This is a genomic window from Myroides sp. WP-1 (assembly GCF_014145635.1).
Lineage (GTDB): Bacteria > Bacteroidota > Bacteroidia > Flavobacteriales > Flavobacteriaceae > Flavobacterium.
On sequence record NZ_JACHTC010000019.1, the window covers coordinates 42,236 to 61,359 of the forward strand.

The 19,124-nt window shown below is 36.4% G+C and carries 18 protein-coding genes; 5 read left to right on the forward strand and 13 right to left on the reverse strand.

The annotated features are described in order from the left end of the window. Positions 1-128: 128 nt before the first annotated feature. The 9 genes from H4K33_RS14095 to H4K33_RS14135 form a co-directional block, all read right to left on the reverse strand. Positions 129-1,124 (reverse strand): NAD(P)H-dependent glycerol-3-phosphate dehydrogenase, encoded by a 996-nt coding sequence (locus tag H4K33_RS14095; RefSeq protein WP_182650089.1) that lies wholly within the window; start codon positions 1,122-1,124, stop codon positions 129-131. A 222-nt stretch (positions 1,125-1,346) separates the two neighbouring features. Continuing rightward, positions 1,347-1,934 carry a nicotinate (nicotinamide) nucleotide adenylyltransferase gene (nadD, locus tag H4K33_RS14100; protein WP_182650091.1) on the reverse strand — a complete coding sequence of 196 codons (588 nt, stop codon included), beginning with the start codon at positions 1,932-1,934 and terminating at the stop codon, positions 1,347-1,349. Positions 1,935-1,940: 6 nt separating this feature from the next. Further along, entirely contained in the window at positions 1,941-2,510 is a 570-nt protein-coding gene (gene gmk, locus H4K33_RS14105) for a guanylate kinase (protein WP_182650093.1), read from the reverse strand. A gap of 15 nt (positions 2,511-2,525) precedes the next feature. Further along, positions 2,526-3,374, reverse strand: a complete 849-nt coding sequence (locus tag H4K33_RS14110) for a YicC/YloC family endoribonuclease (RefSeq protein ID WP_182650124.1) — start codon at positions 3,372-3,374, stop codon at positions 2,526-2,528. Between the two features lie 541 nt (positions 3,375-3,915). Continuing rightward, positions 3,916-4,272: an arsenate reductase family protein gene (locus H4K33_RS14115; protein ID WP_182650094.1), complete on the reverse strand. Its 357-nt coding sequence runs from the start codon at positions 4,270-4,272 to the stop codon at positions 3,916-3,918. Between the two features lies 1 nt (position 4,273). Continuing rightward, complete coding sequence (locus H4K33_RS14120) at positions 4,274-4,504, reverse strand: ferredoxin (protein WP_182650096.1); 231 nt, start codon at positions 4,502-4,504, stop codon at positions 4,274-4,276. Beyond that, positions 4,501-5,745 carry a peptidase U32 family protein gene (locus H4K33_RS14125; RefSeq protein WP_182650098.1) on the reverse strand — a complete coding sequence of 415 codons (1,245 nt, stop codon included), beginning with the start codon at positions 5,743-5,745 and terminating at the stop codon, positions 4,501-4,503. The genes H4K33_RS14120 and H4K33_RS14125 overlap by 4 nt, the downstream gene beginning before the upstream one ends. 11 nt (positions 5,746-5,756) lie before the next feature. Beyond that, complete coding sequence (locus H4K33_RS14130; RefSeq protein WP_182650100.1) at positions 5,757-7,115, reverse strand: rhodanese-related sulfurtransferase; 1,359 nt, start codon at positions 7,113-7,115, stop codon at positions 5,757-5,759. Between the two features lie 165 nt (positions 7,116-7,280). Next, positions 7,281-9,254, reverse strand: a complete 1,974-nt coding sequence (locus H4K33_RS14135; protein ID WP_182650102.1) for a KUP/HAK/KT family potassium transporter — start codon at positions 9,252-9,254, stop codon at positions 7,281-7,283. A gap of 430 nt (positions 9,255-9,684) precedes the next feature. On the opposite strand from H4K33_RS14135, the gene recA reads away from it, so the two are divergent. Then, on the forward strand, positions 9,685-10,692 hold the full coding sequence (gene recA, locus H4K33_RS14140; RefSeq protein WP_182625969.1) for a recombinase RecA: 1,008 nt from the start codon (positions 9,685-9,687) through the stop codon (positions 10,690-10,692). A gap of 484 nt (positions 10,693-11,176) precedes the next feature. On the opposite strand, the gene H4K33_RS14150 is transcribed toward recA, so the two are convergent. Beyond that, positions 11,177-11,929 carry a 1-acyl-sn-glycerol-3-phosphate acyltransferase gene (locus H4K33_RS14150; protein WP_182650107.1) on the reverse strand — a complete coding sequence of 251 codons (753 nt, stop codon included), beginning with the start codon at positions 11,927-11,929 and terminating at the stop codon, positions 11,177-11,179. Positions 11,930-12,069: 140 nt separating this feature from the next. Between H4K33_RS14150 and trpS the strand changes: the two genes are divergently transcribed. Then, positions 12,070-13,050, forward strand: coding sequence for a tryptophan--tRNA ligase (gene trpS / locus H4K33_RS14155; RefSeq protein WP_182650109.1), 981 nt, complete (start codon positions 12,070-12,072; stop codon positions 13,048-13,050). A 41-nt stretch (positions 13,051-13,091) separates the two neighbouring features. Here the strand turns inward: trpS and dprA are convergent, their stop codons facing one another. Beyond that, positions 13,092-14,201, reverse strand: coding sequence for a DNA-processing protein DprA (gene dprA, locus H4K33_RS14160; RefSeq protein WP_182650112.1), 1,110 nt, complete (start codon positions 14,199-14,201; stop codon positions 13,092-13,094). 167 nt (positions 14,202-14,368) lie between these two features. On the opposite strand from dprA, the gene H4K33_RS14165 reads away from it, so the two are divergent. The 3 genes from H4K33_RS14165 to H4K33_RS14175 all read left to right on the forward strand — a co-directional run bounded on the left by H4K33_RS14165 (position 14,369) and on the right by H4K33_RS14175 (position 16,694). Continuing rightward, positions 14,369-15,301, forward strand: coding sequence for an SPOR domain-containing protein (locus H4K33_RS14165; RefSeq protein WP_255493755.1), 933 nt, complete (start codon positions 14,369-14,371; stop codon positions 15,299-15,301). Between the two features lie 80 nt (positions 15,302-15,381). Continuing rightward, entirely contained in the window at positions 15,382-15,891 is a 510-nt protein-coding gene (locus H4K33_RS14170) for an acyl-CoA thioesterase (RefSeq protein ID WP_182650114.1), read from the forward strand. A 14-nt stretch (positions 15,892-15,905) separates the two neighbouring features. After that, on the forward strand, positions 15,906-16,694 hold the full coding sequence (locus tag H4K33_RS14175; protein ID WP_182650116.1) for a S1/P1 nuclease: 789 nt from the start codon (positions 15,906-15,908) through the stop codon (positions 16,692-16,694). A 51-nt stretch (positions 16,695-16,745) separates the two neighbouring features. Here the strand turns inward: H4K33_RS14175 and H4K33_RS14180 are convergent, their stop codons facing one another. Together H4K33_RS14180 and H4K33_RS14185 are read right to left on the reverse strand one after the other, a co-directional pair. After that, complete coding sequence (locus tag H4K33_RS14180) at positions 16,746-18,155, reverse strand: hypothetical protein (RefSeq protein ID WP_182650118.1); 1,410 nt, start codon at positions 18,153-18,155, stop codon at positions 16,746-16,748. Between the two features lie 136 nt (positions 18,156-18,291). Continuing rightward, positions 18,292-19,124: OmpA family protein (locus H4K33_RS14185; protein WP_182650120.1), on the reverse strand; the 833-nt coding region annotated here is incomplete at its 5' end.

Below are 19,124 nucleotides of genomic sequence, written 5' to 3' on the forward strand. Positions count from 1 at the left end.
GATCAACAATTTACAACTAAAATTTCAAATACACCAAAAACAAAAATAGCAACACAACCAACTGTTAATCAGTTAATTATATTGCTATTTTTAGTTTAAAATCCCATAACGGGCTTTTTTATACTTTTTTAATCTAATTTTTCTGTCAGTTTTCTAAACGTCTTCTTCGGGTCTTTCCCATTGTACAAAATATCATACACAGCGTTGATAATCGGTGTTTTAGCACCATATTGTGCATTGAGTTCATAGGCGCTCTTCGTGGCGTAATAGCCTTCTGCAACCATATTCATCTCCATTTGAGCCGATTTTACAGTGTACCCTTTTCCAATCATATTACCAAACATACGGTTGCGCGAAAAGAGAGAATATCCCGTTACTAATAAATCGCCTAAATAAGCCGAGTTATTAATGTTTCGTTTCATATGGTGCACCTTCTTAATGAATTTTTTCATTTCTCGAATGGCGTTGCTCATCAAAAGTGCTTGAAAGTTATCACCATAACCAAGACCATGTGCCATACCACAAGCAATAGCATATATATTTTTTAATACAGCTGCATATTCTGTTCCTATGATATCATCTGTCAGTTTTACCTTGATGTAGTGGCTGCTAATACAGCTTTCGATCACTTGCGCGTGTTTTTCATTGCGACAAGCAATAGTCAAATAAGAAAGTCTCTCTAGAGCGACCTCTTCTGCGTGACAAGGACCTGTGATTACAGCGATATTATCATAAGAAACATCATACGTTTGATTGAAATGTTCTCCAACGATTAAGCTTGTTTCAGGGATAATTCCTTTGATGGCTGAAATAACCACCTTATTTTCAAGGCTAACGTATAAATGCTCCATTTCCTCACTTAAAAAAGCAGAAGGAATAGCAAAAATCACGTAATCTGCATAGGATACAGCTTTATTGATATCATTGGTCAATAACAATTGATCAATATCAAACTCAACTGAACTTAAATAATTCGGGTTATGATGGTTTACCTTAATTTCTTCTATCGCATTTTCATTTCTCATGTACCATGCTATTTGCTGTAGGTTTTCACTCAGCATTTTTACGATAGCCGTTGCCCAACTCCCTCCGCCAATTACTGCAAACTTTGGATAATCACTCATAATTTTAGCTTATAACTTCGTCAAAAGTAACTAAAAAACTTAATGCAAACAATTGAAAAACTGTAAAACAATTCGTTCTAGCTCCTTATCTTTTATTTCATTCTTGAGCACTCTATTGAAAAAACCACCTTGTTTACTAAGACATCACCAAGAAAACTGTTTCCTTATAATAGAGGCGCAAACAAAGAAAAAGAGCTGTAAAACAGCCCTTATATAGTTTGTTTATTTTTTATAAAAAAGATTGTGGTCAATGTATTTCCAAACCTCTTTATCTAATAATGGTTGTACATTTTTACCTTCTTTGATTGCCTCTCGAATGAACGTAGCTGAAATTTCCATAATGGGTGCATTTTCAACGAGAATAACGTTGGGATGTTGCATCAACGGACTAGGTTCTATTCTTTGTCGATCTACACGAGGATAGACGTGTATTTTGTATTGCTCCAACAACACGTCATAATTTTTCCACTTGTGCAGAGAATCCAGATTGTCTTCTCCCATAATTAGAGCGAATTCATATTTAGGGAAACGCTCTTGTAAATACGCCATAGTATTTACGGTATAATTGGGTTGAGGCAAATTAAACTCAATATCTGAAGGTCGAAGGTAATCGTAATCGGCTGTTGCAAGATGAACAAGGTGAATCCGATGAAAATCATCGAGTAATCCCTTTTTTTTCTTCAGAGGATTGTGAGGAGTAACCACCATCCAAACCTCATCTAGATCACTATATTGCACCAAATGATTAGCAATAACCACATGTCCAATATGTACAGGGTTAAAGGATCCGAAATACAAACCAACTTTCATTTATTCTTATTTTACAAAATTACGCACCAATTGACTCGCCTCTTCTTTAGCTGTTTCTAAGTCGTAATTCTTTATAATCGTATCAAATTGAGGCGCTGTGGCCAACTCAACCGAAGCTTTAGCAATACGCATATTGATTTTATCTTCGCTCTCTGTTGAACGTTTCTTTAAGCGAATCTTTAATTCATCAATACTGGGTGGTTTCACAAAAACAGCTAGTGTTTCATCAGGAAACTTGCGTTTTATGCGCAATCCACCAGCCACATCAATATCAAAAATAACATTTTTACCTAAAGCCCAAATACGCTCTACTTCTGCTTTTAACGTCCCGTAAAAATTATCGCGATACACTTCTTCCCATTCTAAAAAATCATCCTGCTTAATGTGTTTTTTAAAATCGTCTAGTGAGATAAAATAATAATCTTTACCATGCTCTTCACCTTCTCTAGGCTCACGCGAAGTACACGAGATAGAAAAATCTAAATTTAAATCTGTCTGTTCTAATAAATGTCGTACAATAGTCGTCTTTCCCGATCCTGAAGGAGCAGAAAACACGATTAATTTTCCTTTATTCATATTGTGCTTGTGTTGTTATAATACGTTTAATACTTGCTCCTTAATTTTTTCCAATTCATCTTTCATGCGCACAACAATTTGTTGCATTTCCGCGTGATTGGATTTCGAACCCATCGTATTAATTTCTCTTCCCATCTCTTGCGCGATAAAACCTAATTTTCTACCATTAGCTTCACTTCCACTTAGCGTTTCCAAGAAATAATCCAAGTGTTTGGCTAAACGCACTTTTTCTTCCGTAATATCTAATTTTTCAAGATAGTAGATCACCTCTTGTTCAAAACGGTTTTCATCAATGGTCAGTTGCAACTCTGTCAAATTTGCACGTAAGCGTTCTTTAACACTTACAATGCGTTCTTTGTCTAAAAGAGTAACTTGTTCCATGTAGTCAAAAATATTGGCTATACGCGCTCTGAAGTCTTCTTCTAACGATTTTCCTTCACTCAAGCGAAATGCCTTCATATGCTGAATTGCTTCGTGAACTACAACTTCAATTTGCTTCCACTCTGTCTCGTCAAAATCATTTCGCTCTACTTTCAATGCATCTGGCATACGAACCGCCATTTTCATCAATTCTGTTTCATCTGCATGAGGAATAATTGACTTCATTTGATCAATGTAAGCTAAAACTATAGGAGCATTTATCTTGCTTGATGTCTCTTCTGCAGTAATCTCACAAAAAAGAGAAAAATCTACTTTTCCACGTTCTAGTTCTTGAGCAATCTGATTGCGCAAAGCCAACTCTTTTTCTCTATAACTTAAGGGCAAACGCACGTTTAAATCAAGACTTTTACTGTTTAGTGACTTTACTTCGATCGTAATTTTTTTGGTTGGCAATTGCACGCATGCTTTACCAAATCCCGTCATTGAATGTATCATATACTATTAGATAATGACTGCAAAGGTAACAAAAACTCAAATATATAGTACCGAAGTAGTTGGGAAGTTGTTTTTTTGTAGTGACAGGAAAGAAAATGAGTATAAATACAAACAAAAAAAAGGAAGCCGAAGCTTCCTTTTCAAACCAACGTTGTACTTAACTGTAACTTTTAAAACAAACCAATCTTTTTTAACTACGTTAAGACTTAACCAACTTCACTCTATTATGAAATAAAAATGTTCTTTTTCAATAACAATTTTTCGTTTTTAATAGAAAACTATACTGGCTCTTCTTTCTGATTGAACCCCTTAATAAACAATTAAAAATCCAAACCAGTATAGTATAATTTTCTCTTTCTTATTAAAATCTGAAAAATTTCATAGCAATTATTCCCTTTTTCGATATTAAGACAAGCAGGAATATATTTGGTCACATTTTAAAAAAAAAAAATTTAAAACAAAAAGCTAACTCACTCGAAATCAACTTTATTTAAAACAAAAAAAGTCGAAGTAAAACTTCGACTTTTAATTATTGTTCAGCCTTTGCAAAAGCTTCTTCGAGTACTTTTTTGCTATTCCCAACAAAATAAGTGCCATCAATATACAAAACTGGTCTATTTAAGAAGGTGTAATGTTCTAAGATTAAATCTTTAAACGCTTCTTCTTCTAGATTTTGGTCTTTTAACCCTCTTGTTTTATACAGCTGCGCTCTTTTATTAAAAAGCTTTTCATAACTTCCCACAGCAGCGTACATGTCTTGTAATTGTTCTGCTGTTACGGGTTCTTTCTTAATATCTTGTAGTTCGAACTGATCTGCATTTGGCATTTCTTTTAAAATGCGTTTACACGTATCACAAGAACTCAAATAATACATTTTTCTTTTCATCTTATACTTCTTTTACGGTAATAATATGTACAGGACATACCTTTTCTGCCTGTTCACAGGCCTCTAATATCGTATAATCTGGTGACTTTAAGGTGTGAAATCCCTTATTATTTATTGCCTTTAACAATACTGTTTTACCGTCCTTTTTTGACATTTGAAACTGTTGAGGAGCAACTTCAACACAGTAATTGCATCCGATACACTTATCGCGTTGTAAAGTAACTACAATCATTCGGTTGTTACGATTTTATACATTTTGTCAGATAAGCGAATACGGAATGGTAATTTTAAGGTACAATCATCTCCTTTGGTTGCTTTTTCTGCCACTTGTTCATTGACGAATAATTCTTCAATGGTCAGTTCTTGTGCACCAGTACTAGGGCCAGTAATTAAAATACGATCACCAATTTTAATGTCATAGGCTTCGATTTTAAACTCCCCAATAGAAGCTTTTTGAAAATAGTGTGCAGCCTTTCCAACGTATACTTTTTTCTGTGTAGCAGCACTCCCTGGGTTATCGCTCCATTCTCCGAGTTTTTGCCCTAAGTAGTATCCACTCCAAAATCCGCGATTGTAAACTGTCTCTAAAGCCTTCATCCACATCGCTACTTTTTCTTTGTTATAGGTTCCCTCTGCAATTGCATCAATTGCCTCTCTATACGTGCGGATCACAGTCGCCACATATTCTGGAGCTCTTCCTCTCCCTTCTATCTTCAGTACCTTAGCTCCCGCCTCAATCACTTGATCGAGAAAATCAATTGTACACAGATCTTTAGGAGACATCATATATTCGTTGTCGATCTCAATTTCAAAACCACTTTCTTGATCGATAACGGTATATTTTTTTCGGCAATTTTGCTTACAAGCCCCGCGATTCGCAGAAGAATTATGTGCGTGTAAACTCAAATAACACTTTCCTGAAACCGCCATACACAAAGCGCCATGACCGAATATTTCAATTTCAACAAGGTTGCCAGAAGGTCCTTTGACCTGTTCACGTTCAATCGCTTCGGTAATTTTTTTGACTTGACGCAAACTCAATTCACGTGATAAAACAATCGTATCAGCAAATAAGCTATAAAACTTAACAGTTTCAATATTAGTTACGTTCAACTGTGTAGAGATATGTACTTCTAAACCGATCGCACGCGCAGAGGCAATTACCGCTTGATCTGATGCAATAACAGCAGTCAATTCAGCTTCTTTTGCTTTTGTAAGCAACGTTTTAACCACTGATAAATCGTGATCATAAATGATCGTGTTCAGCGTCAAATAGGTTCGTACATTTTTTTCTTTACAACGTCTGGCTATTTCGGGTAAATCATCAACTGAGAAATTAACCGTTGAACGCGCTCTCATATTCAATTGATCCACTCCAAAATACACTGAATCTGCTCCGTTGTCAATTGCAGCTTGCAACGACTCGAAGTTTCCAGCGGGAGCCATCAATTCAACTCTTCCTGAAACTGTCATAGCTTATATATTTAATCTAAAATTTTAAAGATTTGGTCGTTTTTGCGCACGCGGAACGCCAATTCCATCGTCATACGATCACCTGCTTGTGCTACTGTTACCTCTTGTCCATTCACCAACATTTTCTCCAAAGTCAAACGTTCTTCCCCTGTTGTTGGTCCAACAATAACAATCTTATCCCCAAGATTAATCTCTTTGTCCAATAAGAATTGCCCAACACCTGCTTTCGTAAAATAATGTTGTACACTACCTACTAGCTGTTTGCGTTCTGCTTGCTTTTTTCGGATTTGTGTAACTGCACTTACCTTTACAGGTTGAATTTCCGCTGATCTTTCAACATCTTTCTTAAACTTCAACGATTCTGAACGTCCTTTTTTGAAAACCAAGTTTCCTTTTTGAACACCTTTTCTCAATCGTTTTTGCTCTTCTACAGGAAGTTGAACTACTTCTAAACACTCATTCGAACAACAACCATGCATGTGTTCAGCGCATTCATCACATTGAATAAACAACAAGTGGCAAGCTTCATTAGCACAGTTTACGTGAACATCACAAGGTTTTCCACATTGGTGGCAATTGGCAATTACGTCATCTGTAATTCGCTCCCCTAAACGGTGATCAAATACAAAGTTCTTACCAATGAATTTACTCTCTAAACCTTCTTCTTTTACTTGACGAGTGTATTCAATAATTCCTCCTTCTAATTGATACACATTTTTGAATCCGTGGTGTTTGAAATAGGCAGAAGCTTTTTCACAGCGAATTCCACCGGTACAGTACATCAATAAGTTTTTCTCTTCTTTGATGTCTTCCAATTGTTCTTTGATGATTGGCAAAGACTCGCGAAATGTATCTACATCGGGTGTAATTGCACCAACGAAATGGCCGACTTCACTTTCATAGTGATTTCGGAAATCAACCACAATCGTATTCGGATCTTCTAGTAATTGGTTAAATTCATTGGCTTTTAAGTGAATCCCTTTATTCGTTACATCAAATGTATCGTCGTTTAAACCGTCGGCTACAATTTTGTTTCTAACTTTTACCGTTAGTTTTAAAAAGGACAAATCATCTTGTTCAACCGCAACATTTAAACGGATGCCTTTCATAAAATCATACGCTTCTAGTGTTGCTCTAAAAGCTTCAAATTTTGATGCAGGAACAGACATTTGAGCGTTGATTCCTTCATGGGCTACATAAGTACGTCCAAGGGCGTCTAATGCATTCCATGCTAAGAATAGATCATCTCTAAATTGTTGTGGGTTTTCGATTTTGGCGTACGCATAGAAAGACAAAGTCAAGCGATTTTCTCCAGCTTGCTCTATAAGTTCTGCTCTTTCTTCTGCGCTTAATGTGTTATACAGTTGCATGCTATATAAATTTAAGTGTAGAATAATAAAAAAAACGTGTTGAAATTCTAAATTGGAAGAATTTCAGGGTGCAAAGATACGCTATTGATTTTAAAATCAAAACACTAAAATGCAAAAGACTGATGTATATCACTAAACATCAGTCTTTTATAAAATTATACCTTTTTATTCTAAACGCTTAAGCGGAAGGTCTTCAATGGGGTTAATAATAAGAGGAAATCGTTCTACTTTCACGGCACTGCTGTCAAGTCCAAACGCTTTTTCTTCTGATAGAGAGATCTTCTTTAAGAAGTCATAAAGATCGAGAATAATCTTTTCTTTCATTGGCAAATCATTGTCATAGGACAGTTCCTTTTCGATAAGCACATACTCAAAATCGCCGATTGCATCAATTTTGTGAAGTGATTCATAACGCGTGGTGATATCGATTTCGCCTTGTAGCATTAATTCTGTTACCACTTGTTTCATCAAGACATTAATACGTTGTTCATTTCGGAAACCGAGGTAAAAATCAATGCGCAAGATATTCTGGTTCTTGCCGTATTTTACGACTTTATACTCTAATTTATAAGGTTCATCCACGACGTTTACATGAACAAACCAGTAGTTATCGGCTCTTTTTGGTCGGCGATTAATAATAGAGAACATCGCTTTATACTCTATTTTCGACGGGTTATATGCATTAGTCAAATACACCAAATTCGTCACATACTTAGGCATGGTCTGATCTTGGCTCAAATCAGTTAGAATATCTTGATAATCAACGATATTAACGAGATCCGTATAATTGCGTCGTATTTTTTTACCGAGGTAATTTACCGTCATAACAGCAGCTAAAATTCCAGCAATAATTACTGTTACGTATCCCCCATGAGAAAATTTTTGCACATTGGAGATAAAGAACGAAATTTCAATAGAGAGATAAACGATTTCTACTAGGATAATAATGACCATCGGCACGCGTTTTAGCACCATAAAATAGCCTAGCAAGATGGTGGTCATAATCATACATAAAGTAATTGCCAAACCATAGGCGGCCTCCATATTTCCAGATTCTTTAAAGTGTAATACAACGAAAACACAACCAATAAACAACAAGAAATTGATGGAAGGAATATAAAGTTGTCCGCGGATATTAGTTGGAAACTTCACGCGTATTTTGGGCCATAAGTTTAATCGAATGGCTTCGTTAATCAAAGTAAAAGATCCGCTGATCAGAGCTTGAGACGCAATAACAGCCGCTAGTGTAGCAATTCCTATTCCGAAAGGCAAAAACCACTCAGGCATCACTAAATAGAAAGGATTGGCTGGTTGGTCTGAATTCGGAGACAAGTCCATAAGTGTTTTCCCTGCATTTTCAATAAGCAATGCACCTTGCCCAAAGTAGCTCAATACCAACATTGATTTGACGAACGCCCAACTGATACGAATATTTTTAATACCACAGTGACCTAAATCACTGTAGAGAGCTTCCGCTCCCGTTGTACAAAGAAATACAAACCCGAGCACTAAATAACCTTCGGAGTGAATCGTCAACAAGTGAAAAGCATAATAAGGATTTAAAGCTTTGAGTACATGAATATTGCCAATAAGATGACTAAACCCTAACACCCCTAACATCAAGAACCACAACATCATCATCGGTCCAAAAAACTTACCTATGGTTCGAGTACCAAACTGTTGGATGAAAAAAATGCCGACCAAAATTCCAATAACAATGGGAATTGTCGCCAATTCAGGTTCGTAAATTTTCAACCCTTCAACAGCCGATGAAATAGAAATAGGCGGTGTGATAATACCATCGGCTAATAGTGCACTACCACCAATAATAGCAGGAACGATTAACCAGGGTTTTTTAAGTTTTTTCACCAATGTAAAAAGCGAAAAAATCCCACCTTCTCCATTATTATCAGCTTTTAAAGTCAAAAAGACATATTTGACCGTCGTTTGTAGCGTTAAGGTCCAAAACACACAAGAAATTGCCCCTAAGACAACATCCTCTTGAATAATTGCTTTTCCCATAATTGCTTTCATCACATAAAGGGGAGATGTTCCAATATCACCATAGATAATTCCAAGCGTGACTAATAACGTGCCTAAGGTTACGCGGTCTAAATGCGTTGTTTTTGATTGTGACATCACAAAATAAGATTTAGTACTAATTAAATTCCGTGAACTTGACTAATTAATTTCTACAAAGGTATAAACTAAGCACGTACAAAAATAGATTTGAATACGAAATTTACAATTAAAGCCCTAGTTGACAAAGAAATCCTAAAATATACTTTCATATTTTTACTATTATCCTATCTCCACCATCAAATCAGCATTAAAATAACAGCGTAAAAACCGAAAAATGCAGTAAAAAAGAACAACACAAAGGCCGTTAACGCTCTAAAAACGCATTGTTGTTGTAAAAGCTTGAGGATTAGAGGGAGAAAAACAAGAAAAAACGAGCAACAAAATTTCGGTTTATTGCTACAATTTGTAGCATAATTAAGTATGTTGGAAAATCTCTGCTTTTTTTATCTTATTTTTACACTGTTAAGAAACAATAATTTCAAAAAAGATGAGTGCAGATAAAGAAGCTAAATTGAAAGCTTTACAGCTAACGTTAGACAAATTAGACAAAACCTACGGAAAAGGAACGGTAATGAAATTGGGAGATACAGCTGTAGAAGAAGTTGAAGTCATCTCTTCGGGTTCTCTAGGTGTTGACTTAGCTTTAGGAGTAAGTGGATATCCAAAAGGAAGAATTATTGAAATCTATGGACCTGAATCTTCAGGTAAAACAACCTTAACATTACATGCCATTGCAGAGGCGCAAAAAGCAGGTGGTATTGCAGCTTTTATTGATGCGGAGCATGCTTTTGATCGTTTTTATGCACAGAAATTGGGTGTTGACATTGACAATTTGATCATTTCTCAACCAGACAACGGAGAACAAGCGTTGGAAATTGCAGAGAATCTAATTCGTTCTGGTGCAATTGACATTGTTGTTATTGACTCGGTAGCGGCTTTAACACCAAAAGGAGAAATTGAGGGAGATATGGGAGATTCTAAAATGGGTCTTCACGCTCGTTTAATGTCACAAGCCTTGAGAAAATTGACCTCTACAATTAGCAAAACGAATTGTACTGTATTTTTCATCAACCAGTTGAGAGATAAGATTGGAGTAATGTTCGGAAGTCCAGAAACAACAACGGGAGGTAATGCATTAAAATTCTATGCTTCTGTCCGTATCGACATTCGTCGTTCTACTCAGATTAAAGATGGAGAAAATGTAATTGGTAACCGCACAAAAGTAAAAATTGTTAAAAATAAAGTAGCACCTCCATTCCGTACAGCAGAATTTGATATTATGTATGGAGAAGGAATCTCGAAAGTAGGTGAAGTTTTAGACTTAGCTGTAGACTATGAAATCGTGAAAAAGAGCGGTTCTTGGTTCAGCTATGGAGATACAAAACTAGGACAAGGAAGAGATGCTGTTAAGTCTTTAATCAAAGACAATCCAGAATTAATGGATGAACTAGAACAAAAGATCAAAGAAGAAATCAAAAATAGAGAAGCACAATAAACGCACTTCTTCAACAGAAAGCCTCAATGTACATTGAGGCTTTCTGCTTTAATATATCTTTAGTAGTATTAACAAGGATATATAGGCATTCCCACACAAGAAAATGAAAGCAATCCAATCTTTCCAACCTATTTTTTCACTATCATTCGCAAGTAGTTTATAGGCAAAAAAACACAAACACAGCACAAGATAGACTAGCACAAAATAATAGCTGTACACAATTAAAAAAGCATTTCTCGATGCATCTTCAACAAAAAAGAAAAGCATCCATAAAAGTAAAATTGGTAAACTAAGTAGCAGAATACGCAGCGAAAGTGATTGAATAAAATTTTTAATTGCCATAAAAACAAAGTTGATTCAACTTCATCTTTACAAAAAAAGTACCAAAATTTTAATTGCACCTAAATCTATACGTCGTTTTTTTAATGAGACTAGATTTTCGTTTAGTAACAGACATCCCTATTTAGTGCTACTCAACCAAAAACTATTTTATTTTCTCTTCCCAATCTGCAACAACTTCCCAGATCATTTGAAAAGCACGACTCTTAATCTCTTTCTTGTCCTCTTGCGTTGCGTTTGCAGTAGAAATTGGTTGCAAAATCGCCACAGGCACCTTACCTGGTTTACCTATCCCCCATTGAAATGGAAAATAGTACTTTAAATACCCCATTGCCAAAGGTACGATAGGAATTTGATGATCAATTGCTAACCGAAAAGCCCCATCTTTAAATGTATCTAAGATAATATTGCGATCATCTGGAACACCCCCTTCTGGAAAGATACAAATACTCATTCCTTTGTTCAATTTCGCTTGTGCACTTTCAAAGACCTGATACCTACTTTTAGCATCTTTCCGATCGACCAAGATGCATGTTTTTTTGTAAAAGAATCCGAAAATAGGCAGTTTTGCCAATTCCTTTTTCCCCACGAAAACAAAAGGATTGTCCTTTATTAGTAACAACATCATCATAATGTCCATCATAGAGGTATGATTGGCAATGAACATGTAGCTTTTTCCTCTTTCTAAAGGATGGGATTGTTCAATTTTATAAGACATCCCCATACCATAAAAGGTAAGACGAGCCCACAATCTCGCAACTTTATAGAAAGCAGGATAGGTAGAATCTGACCAGATTGTAGCAAGAAGAAAAGGCGATAAAAGCAGTATAACAATCAACATCCAGAGGTAAAACCAAGCACGCCACAGAATACTAAAAAATGCGCGAATATATTGCATTAAGTAATGAATTTAAGGATTGGCAAGAAGCCACTCAAAAATAAAAAATAAAGCAATGGTAAACCAAGGAAAAAGAAAAAAAGAAAAACAATCCCTGCAAAAAACGCTATCTTTGTTATCATTAAAAATACAAACACGCAATGGCTAAAATTCTAACGGGAGTTCAGAGTACAGGAACTCCGCATTTAGGGAATCTCTTAGGTGCAATTCTACCTGCAGTAGAAATGGCAAACAACAAAGAGAATGAGTCTTTTATTTTTATTGCGAATTTACATTCAGCAACGCAAATTAAAGATGCAAAAACATTACAGGAAAACACCTATAGTGTTGCGGCTGCTTGGCTTGCTTGTGGTTTAGACGTTAATCATGTAACTTTTTACCGCCAGTCCGATGTACCGCAAACGACGGAGTTAACGTGGTACTTAAGTTGCTTTTTCCCATATCAACGCTTAACATTAGCGCACTCTTTTAAAGATAAATCAGAAGTGCTTGCCGATGTTAATACAGGGTTATTTACATACCCAATGTTAATGGCAGCAGACATTTTATTGTATGATGCTAATTTTGTACCTGTTGGAAAAGATCAATTGCAACATTTAGAGATCACTCGTGACGTTGCAGCTCGTTTCAACCATCAAATGGGAGAAACTTTTGTTCTTCCTGACGCCAAAATCTCAGAAGATGTTATGATTGTTCCAGGACTTGATGGAAATAAAATGAGTAAATCAAGAAACAACATCATCAACATTTTCGAAAATGACAAGGCCCTGAGAAAACAAGTCATGAGTATTGAAACTGACAGTACTCCATTAGAAGACCCAAAAAATCCGGATACTTGTAACGTATTTACCCTTTATAAACTTTTGGCTACGCCAGAACAAATTGCACAAATGCGCGCTAAATATGAAGGAGGAAACTACGGATATGGTCATGCTAAACAAGAACTATACGAATTAATTGTTGACAAGTTTAAGGATACTCGTGAAAAATACGAGTACTACATCAACAACTTAGAAGAAGTAGATCGCTTGTTACAAGTTGGTGCAGCAAAAGCTTCGACAATAGCAACAGCGACATTAAATCGCGTTCGCGAAAAACTAGGATATCAAACATTGAAATAAATCAAAAGCGGGCATTTAAATCAAAATGCCCGCTTTTTTTATTATCCCATACATTCATAATATTTTCCTGGCAAAGGTTTCACTAATCCTTGTAATTCCAGTTGTAGCAATAGCGTACTCACCTTGTAAATTGGCAAGTTACACTCCATGGCAATTAAATCCAGAACTGCTCGCCCTACTAAATTTAAGTAATCATAAATGCGTTGTTCCTCTTCTGACAAATTCAAAAATAATTCAGGTTGGATTAGACGAACTTTGGTTTTTACTTTATTCCAATTCAGAACATCGATGATCTCCCTAGGATCTTGCAGCAGTTGTGCTCGATGGGTACGAATCAATTCATTACACCCTTGACTCATTAAATCATCTACCCGTCCTGGTACAGCAAATACATCGCGATTATACTCATTTGCAAAAGTAACTGAACTCATGGATCCTCCCTTCATAGCACTTTCAACAACAACGGTGGCTTGACTCATTCCTGCAACAATGCGATTGCGTTGGATAAAATTCTCTCTTTCTATCTTCCTCTGTGTGGCAAACTCCGTTAAGACTCCTCCTTGTTCCATCATTTCATTAGCAAGTTTTCGATGATTCGCTGGATAAATCCGTTGCAACCCATGTCCCAAAATTCCGTACGTTTCTAAACCAAAAGCCAAGGCTTCTCTGTGTATACATGCATCAATTCCATAAGCTAATCCACTAATTACAATAGGATTAAAAGGTTGAACCACTTCCATAAATTGCTTACAAAAAGCAAGCCCTCTAGTAGTAGGTGTACGCGTACCAACTAAACTGACTATAGGACGACTTTTCCAATCTGGCAAACCTATCCCTTTGTAAAATAATATAATAGGAGCATCATCACACTGATGCAAATAGTAAGGATACTTTTCTTCTTGATAAAACAACGGCTGAATATGACTTTTTTGCATTTGTTTGAGTTCTTTTTCTGCCCAAATCAAATTGTCTTTTTCTTGTAACTGTTTTGTTACTTGACCCGATACTCGCTTTATCAATAATTCTTGTGTACTTGCTTTGAACACCTTCTTTGCTGTCCCAAAATTTTCAATCAACCGCTTGCCAATTATAGGTCCTACTCCATTTACTTTGGTTAGGGCTAACGTATAGAACAAATCTTCTTCTTTCATCAAAACAATGTTAATTAATTAAATTTTCTTATCTTAGTAACTCTAGTATCAAAAACCTAACCATTCATTACCAAACACTTAACAACCATACCTTGTTATACTAAATTGTTAATAAAAAAAAGCCGCTTATTATTTGCTAACCGATTGGTTTAGACTAATTTTGTAATATGAAGATGACTCAATACATATCAGCCCTATTATATCGCTATCCATGCGTTATTGTTCCTGGATTTGGTGCTTTTATCACCGAAATTCAATCGTCTTTTTACGATGAGGAAAAACACATGTTCTTCCCTCCACAAAAGCGAATCTCTTTTAATAGAAATATTGTGAACAACGATGGATTACTAGCGAATCACATTGCTATACAGGAACGTATTTCTTATGAGGAAGCCGTGATGCGTATTCAGGCTATGGTTGCTGATTGGAATAATACATTAACTTCTTTCGATTCTTTGAATTTAGAATCTATTGGGGTATTTAGTTATAACGAGGAAAAAAGCTTGCAATTTGATCCAATTCAACATCAAAATTACTTGGCAACTTCTTTTGGTTTATCTTCAGTTGGTGTTCAAGCTATTACACGTGGAAAAGAGTCAGCTCCACAAGTTATTGCTTTGGAACCAACACCTATAAGAACAAGACGTACAGCAAATTTCTTTAAATATGCTTCTGTACTAGTGCTCGTTGCTGGTATTGGAAGTGTTTTAGTACAAAATGGTTATACAGCTTACGTTAATGATCAAACTCTTTCTATTGAAAATAACGTTCAGTCGAAAGTTCAGAATAGATTACAACAAGCCACTTTCCTTATTGAACCAACAACGGAGACCATTGCTTTACCGGTGAAAGATGAAACTGTTGTTATTGCAAAACCGTATCATCTCGTTGCAGCGGCTTTTCGAAGTGAGGAAAATGCAGCTATAGAGGTTGAACTATTAAAAGCAAAAGGATTTGATCAAGCATCTTTCTTAGGTCGAACGAAATACGGAATGTATCCTGTTTTGTATGCAAGTTATGCGACACAAGAAGAGGCGAAAGAAGCTTTAAAAGAAATTCATCGCAAAATGAATAAAGAGGCTTGGATTTTTATTAAATAATACGTTAAATATACGAACCGAACGCTAAACGTTCGGTTTTTTTTTGCTTTGTGGCTATCTTTGTCAAAAATATACTCTTTATGAAGGCAAAATTAGTATCTGAATCAGCTACTATCATGAGCGATTTAGTTCTCCCAGGAGAAACAAATCCTTTAAACAATATGTTTGGAGGGGAATTATTAGCGCGAATGGATAGAGCTGCAGGAATTGCTGCAAGAAGACATTCTAGAAGAATCTGCGTAACAGCATCTGTCAATCACGTTGCTTTTAATAAACCGATTCCCTTAGGAAGTGTTGTAACTATAGAAGCTAAAATATCTAGAGCCTTTACTTCATCTATGGAGATTTACATTGATGTGTGGATTGAAGATCGCGAATCAGGTAGTAAAACAAAGGCTAATGAAGCGATTTATACGTTTGTTGCAGTAGATGATATGGGAAATCCTGTACCCGTTCCTGAACTTATCACGGAAACTGAACTGGAGCATCAGCGTTATGAAGCTGCATTGAGAAGAAAACAACTGAGCTTAGTCCTCGCTGGTAAATTAAAACCAAGTGATGCAACTGAACTAAAAGCTCTATTTAATTAATAGAAAAACAAACAATGAGAAAAATTTTATTTGCCTTAGTCTTCGCGCTTTGTCTATTACAATCGTCAGCAATCTTTGCATGGGGAACGACTGGACACCGCGTTATCGCAGAAATCGCGGAGAGAAACCTAAGCAGAAAAGCTAAAAAAGAATTAAAAAAAATCATCGGAGATCAACAATTGGCGTATTGGGCAAACTGGCCTGATTTCATCAAATCTGATTCTACTTGGAAATTTGCTGATGGTTGGCATTACATCAATATGCCAGGAAACTTACCTCGTCCTGCGTTCGATCAGGAATTAGCGAATTCTACAGATGATAATTTGTACAAACGTGCGTTAACGCTGATTGAAGAGTTAAAAAGCAATACGCTAACTTTAGAGGAGAAACAACAAAAATTGTACTTCTTAATCCACATGATAGGTGATGCACACCAACCTTTACACATTGGAAGATTGGAAGATTTAGGTGGAAATCGCGTAAAAGTAGAGTGGTTTAGAAAACCAACGAACTTACACAGTTTATGGGATTCTGCTCTAGTGGATTTTGACAAATACAGCTATACTGAATATGCTACTGTCTTAGACGTTCATGGAAAAACACATAATCAAACCCTAATCAAAGGGAATTTAGAAGATTGGATTTTCGATTCTTACACTATGGCTAACACGATTTACAACAGTGTAGAAGAAAACGAAAACTTGAGTTACCGCTACCACTTTGACTTTAAAGATACCGTAGAGTCACAACTTTTAAAAGGAGGGCTTCGTCTAGCAAAACTGTTGAACGAAATTTATAAATAACAAAAAAGAGCAAGGTAAACTTGCTCTTTTTTTGTTATTATTTTTGAGTACTTATCTACTTCTAGAATAAGAAGACGAGGAAGAAGATCCGCTACTTCTTGAACCAGAGCTAGAACCAGAACTACGAGAGTAACTCGATCCACTGCTTCCAGAACTATAACTCGATGAACTCCTAGAATAGCTTGGACTACTACTTGATGAGTTGTAACTTGACGAACTACGGGAGTAACTTGGGCTACTAGATGAACTGCGTGAATAACTCGGACTACTGCTTCCTGAACTCGAAGAAGAGCTTGATCCACGGGAGTAATTTGAACTACTACTTCCCGAGGTATTACTACTTGATGAACTTGATCCTCTTGAGTAATAACCCGAATTCGAACTAGTTGAGTTGCTGCTTCCTGTTGTTCCACTAGATGAACTTGAACCGCGTGAATAATACCCATTAGATGTATTTGTACCTTCAGAAGTACTGCCTGATCCACTCGATCCACGTGAATAATATCCCGAATTTGAGTTCGTTGAGTTTGTATTGTTGCTACTAATCGCTTCTCCTCGCTTATAGGTATCTCCTCCACTTGACGTTGAACTACCTGAACTACCTCTTGAATAATAATTGTTATCTACACGATTGATATCTCGAGTTGACGCATTACTATCTCTACTTGACGCATTCGTATCGCGTGAATAATTAGTGGCTTCTTTTGTATAAGAAGAAGATCTAGACTCGGCTAAATCACGTCTGTTAGAATAACCATTATTTCGCTCATAAAAAGAGTTATTTGGATTGGAGCGTTCGTAATAATCTTTTCTCACCTCACTATACATGGATCTAGAGTGATTGTTGTAATGGTTGTTGGTGTAAACATATCTGTTGCTGTAATTGATGTGATTATGCACGTGAACAACATAGGTTGCTGTTGGATAAGGTGCATAATAGGAGTAATACGAAGGATAATATCCCCAATACCAAGAAGAATAGTATGGACGATAAGACACTCCCCAGAACAAGCTAAACACTGGAGGTGTAACTACATAAACTGGCTCATAAATATAATTAGGTCCGTATAGATAACTATTTCCTACAATTTGAATAGAAACTTGATTACGACGACTATTTTTTTCAATTTCTATTGTCGCTACGTCTTGATACATATCGCGTCCTAAAACGGCTTGAATAACGATTAAATGGGCTTTACCTTCCATTACTTCGATTACGCGTAAATAGTCTACATAACCATCTCTATTTAAATCGAGGTTATTAATTCGCAAACTTGGATCATTCAGGCGATATTCAAAATCCTCTAGGTCTTTTGAATCACCAAAGATAGAAGCAACAGCTTGTAAATCCAAGTTATCGCTAATGTCGTAATTCGTTGCCGTTACTACTGCTTTTTGTGCCTGTGTTGGAAGAGCACAAAGCAAAAATAAGGCAACCATATGATAATATAAAAACTTCATTTTGTCTACTTTTTAAGTTAAACACCTATTGTCTTTCAAATAATGTGCCAACAATTTATAACTAAGGTACAAAAAAAGCCCTTACCGATATGGTAAGGACTTCTTAAAATATACTAAACTTAATGCTTATGCGAATTTATTTGATTATAACGAATTCGCTTCGTCTGTTGATCGCGTGATCTTCTTCCGAGCAGTTCGACTTACAATCGATTTTCGGTGCGCTTGCGCCATATCCTTGTGATTCTAAGCGGTAAGCTTCAATCCCTTTAGACAAGACATATTGTACCGTCGTTTTCGCGCGGTTCTCCGATAACTTCTGGTTGTACGTCGCACTTCCGCGGTTATCTGTATGAGAGCCTACTTTGATGCGCATCTGTGGATTGCGCTTCATCACTTTCACTAACTTATCCAGCTCAAACGCTCCTTGTTGCGTGATGTTTGATCGGTCAAACTCGAAGTAGATATCCCCTAAGATGATCTCGTCTTTAGTGACAATCACTTCTATCGGACGCAACGCTACATTCACTAACTGACGACCGCCTTTGCGATTCAATGGAACTTCTACTGACTTGCCCTCGAAATCCTCTTTGTCTACCTGCAAGTGATAAAACTTATCACAATCTACTACGTATTCTACGATACCGCGGTGATCCGTAAACTTCGTCTCGATAAGGTTCTTGCGATCGTCAAAGATATCCACGCGCGAGCCTTCTAATAACTTACCTGTATCTTTGTGTGTTACCGTTACATACATCTCAGTATTACAAACCGGTTTCGCTTTGTAGATATCATCGCGACCAATGCGGTTGGTAGAGAAGAATCCGATGTCTTTACCTGGGTAAAATGAGAATGCAAAATCGTCTTTCGCCGTATTGATCGGAGAGCCTAAATTCTTCGGCTCTGCTTGTGGAATTGCTAAGTCTACCATGTAAACATCTAAACCTCCAAAGCCCTTGCGTGAATCTGAGG

Excerpts from the sequence above, each read along its gene's own strand:
- H4K33_RS14095 (WP_182650089.1), bottom strand. The coding sequence starts at position 1,124 with ATGAGTGATTATCCAAAGTTTGCAGTAATTGGCGGAGGGAGTTGGGCA.
- nadD (WP_182650091.1), bottom strand. The coding sequence starts at position 1,934 with ATGAAAGTTGGTTTGTATTTCGGATCCTTTAACCCTGTACATATTGGA.
- gmk (WP_182650093.1), bottom strand. The coding sequence starts at position 2,510 with ATGAATAAAGGAAAATTAATCGTGTTTTCTGCTCCTTCAGGATCGGGA.
- H4K33_RS14110 (WP_182650124.1), bottom strand. The coding sequence starts at position 3,374 with ATGACGGGATTTGGTAAAGCATGCGTGCAATTGCCAACCAAAAAAATT.
- H4K33_RS14115 (WP_182650094.1), bottom strand. The coding sequence starts at position 4,272 with ATGAAAAGAAAAATGTATTATTTGAGTTCTTGTGATACGTGTAAACGC.
- H4K33_RS14120 (WP_182650096.1), bottom strand. The coding sequence starts at position 4,504 with ATGATTGTAGTTACTTTACAACGCGATAAGTGTATCGGATGCAATTAC.
- H4K33_RS14125 (WP_182650098.1), bottom strand. The coding sequence starts at position 5,745 with ATGACAGTTTCAGGAAGAGTTGAATTGATGGCTCCCGCTGGAAACTTC.
- H4K33_RS14130 (WP_182650100.1), bottom strand. The coding sequence starts at position 7,115 with ATGCAACTGTATAACACATTAAGCGCAGAAGAAAGAGCAGAACTTATA.
- H4K33_RS14135 (WP_182650102.1), bottom strand. The coding sequence starts at position 9,254 with ATGTCACAATCAAAAACAACGCATTTAGACCGCGTAACCTTAGGCACG.
- recA (WP_182625969.1), top strand. The coding sequence starts at position 9,685 with ATGAGTGCAGATAAAGAAGCTAAATTGAAAGCTTTACAGCTAACGTTA.
- H4K33_RS14150 (WP_182650107.1), bottom strand. The coding sequence starts at position 11,929 with ATGCAATATATTCGCGCATTTTTTAGTATTCTGTGGCGTGCTTGGTTT.
- trpS (WP_182650109.1), top strand. The coding sequence starts at position 12,070 with ATGGCTAAAATTCTAACGGGAGTTCAGAGTACAGGAACTCCGCATTTA.
- dprA (WP_182650112.1), bottom strand. The coding sequence starts at position 14,201 with ATGAAAGAAGAAGATTTGTTCTATACGTTAGCCCTAACCAAAGTAAAT.
- H4K33_RS14165 (WP_255493755.1), top strand. The coding sequence starts at position 14,369 with ATGAAGATGACTCAATACATATCAGCCCTATTATATCGCTATCCATGC.
- H4K33_RS14170 (WP_182650114.1), top strand. The coding sequence starts at position 15,382 with ATGAAGGCAAAATTAGTATCTGAATCAGCTACTATCATGAGCGATTTA.
- H4K33_RS14175 (WP_182650116.1), top strand. The coding sequence starts at position 15,906 with ATGAGAAAAATTTTATTTGCCTTAGTCTTCGCGCTTTGTCTATTACAA.
- H4K33_RS14180 (WP_182650118.1), bottom strand. The coding sequence starts at position 18,155 with ATGAAGTTTTTATATTATCATATGGTTGCCTTATTTTTGCTTTGTGCT.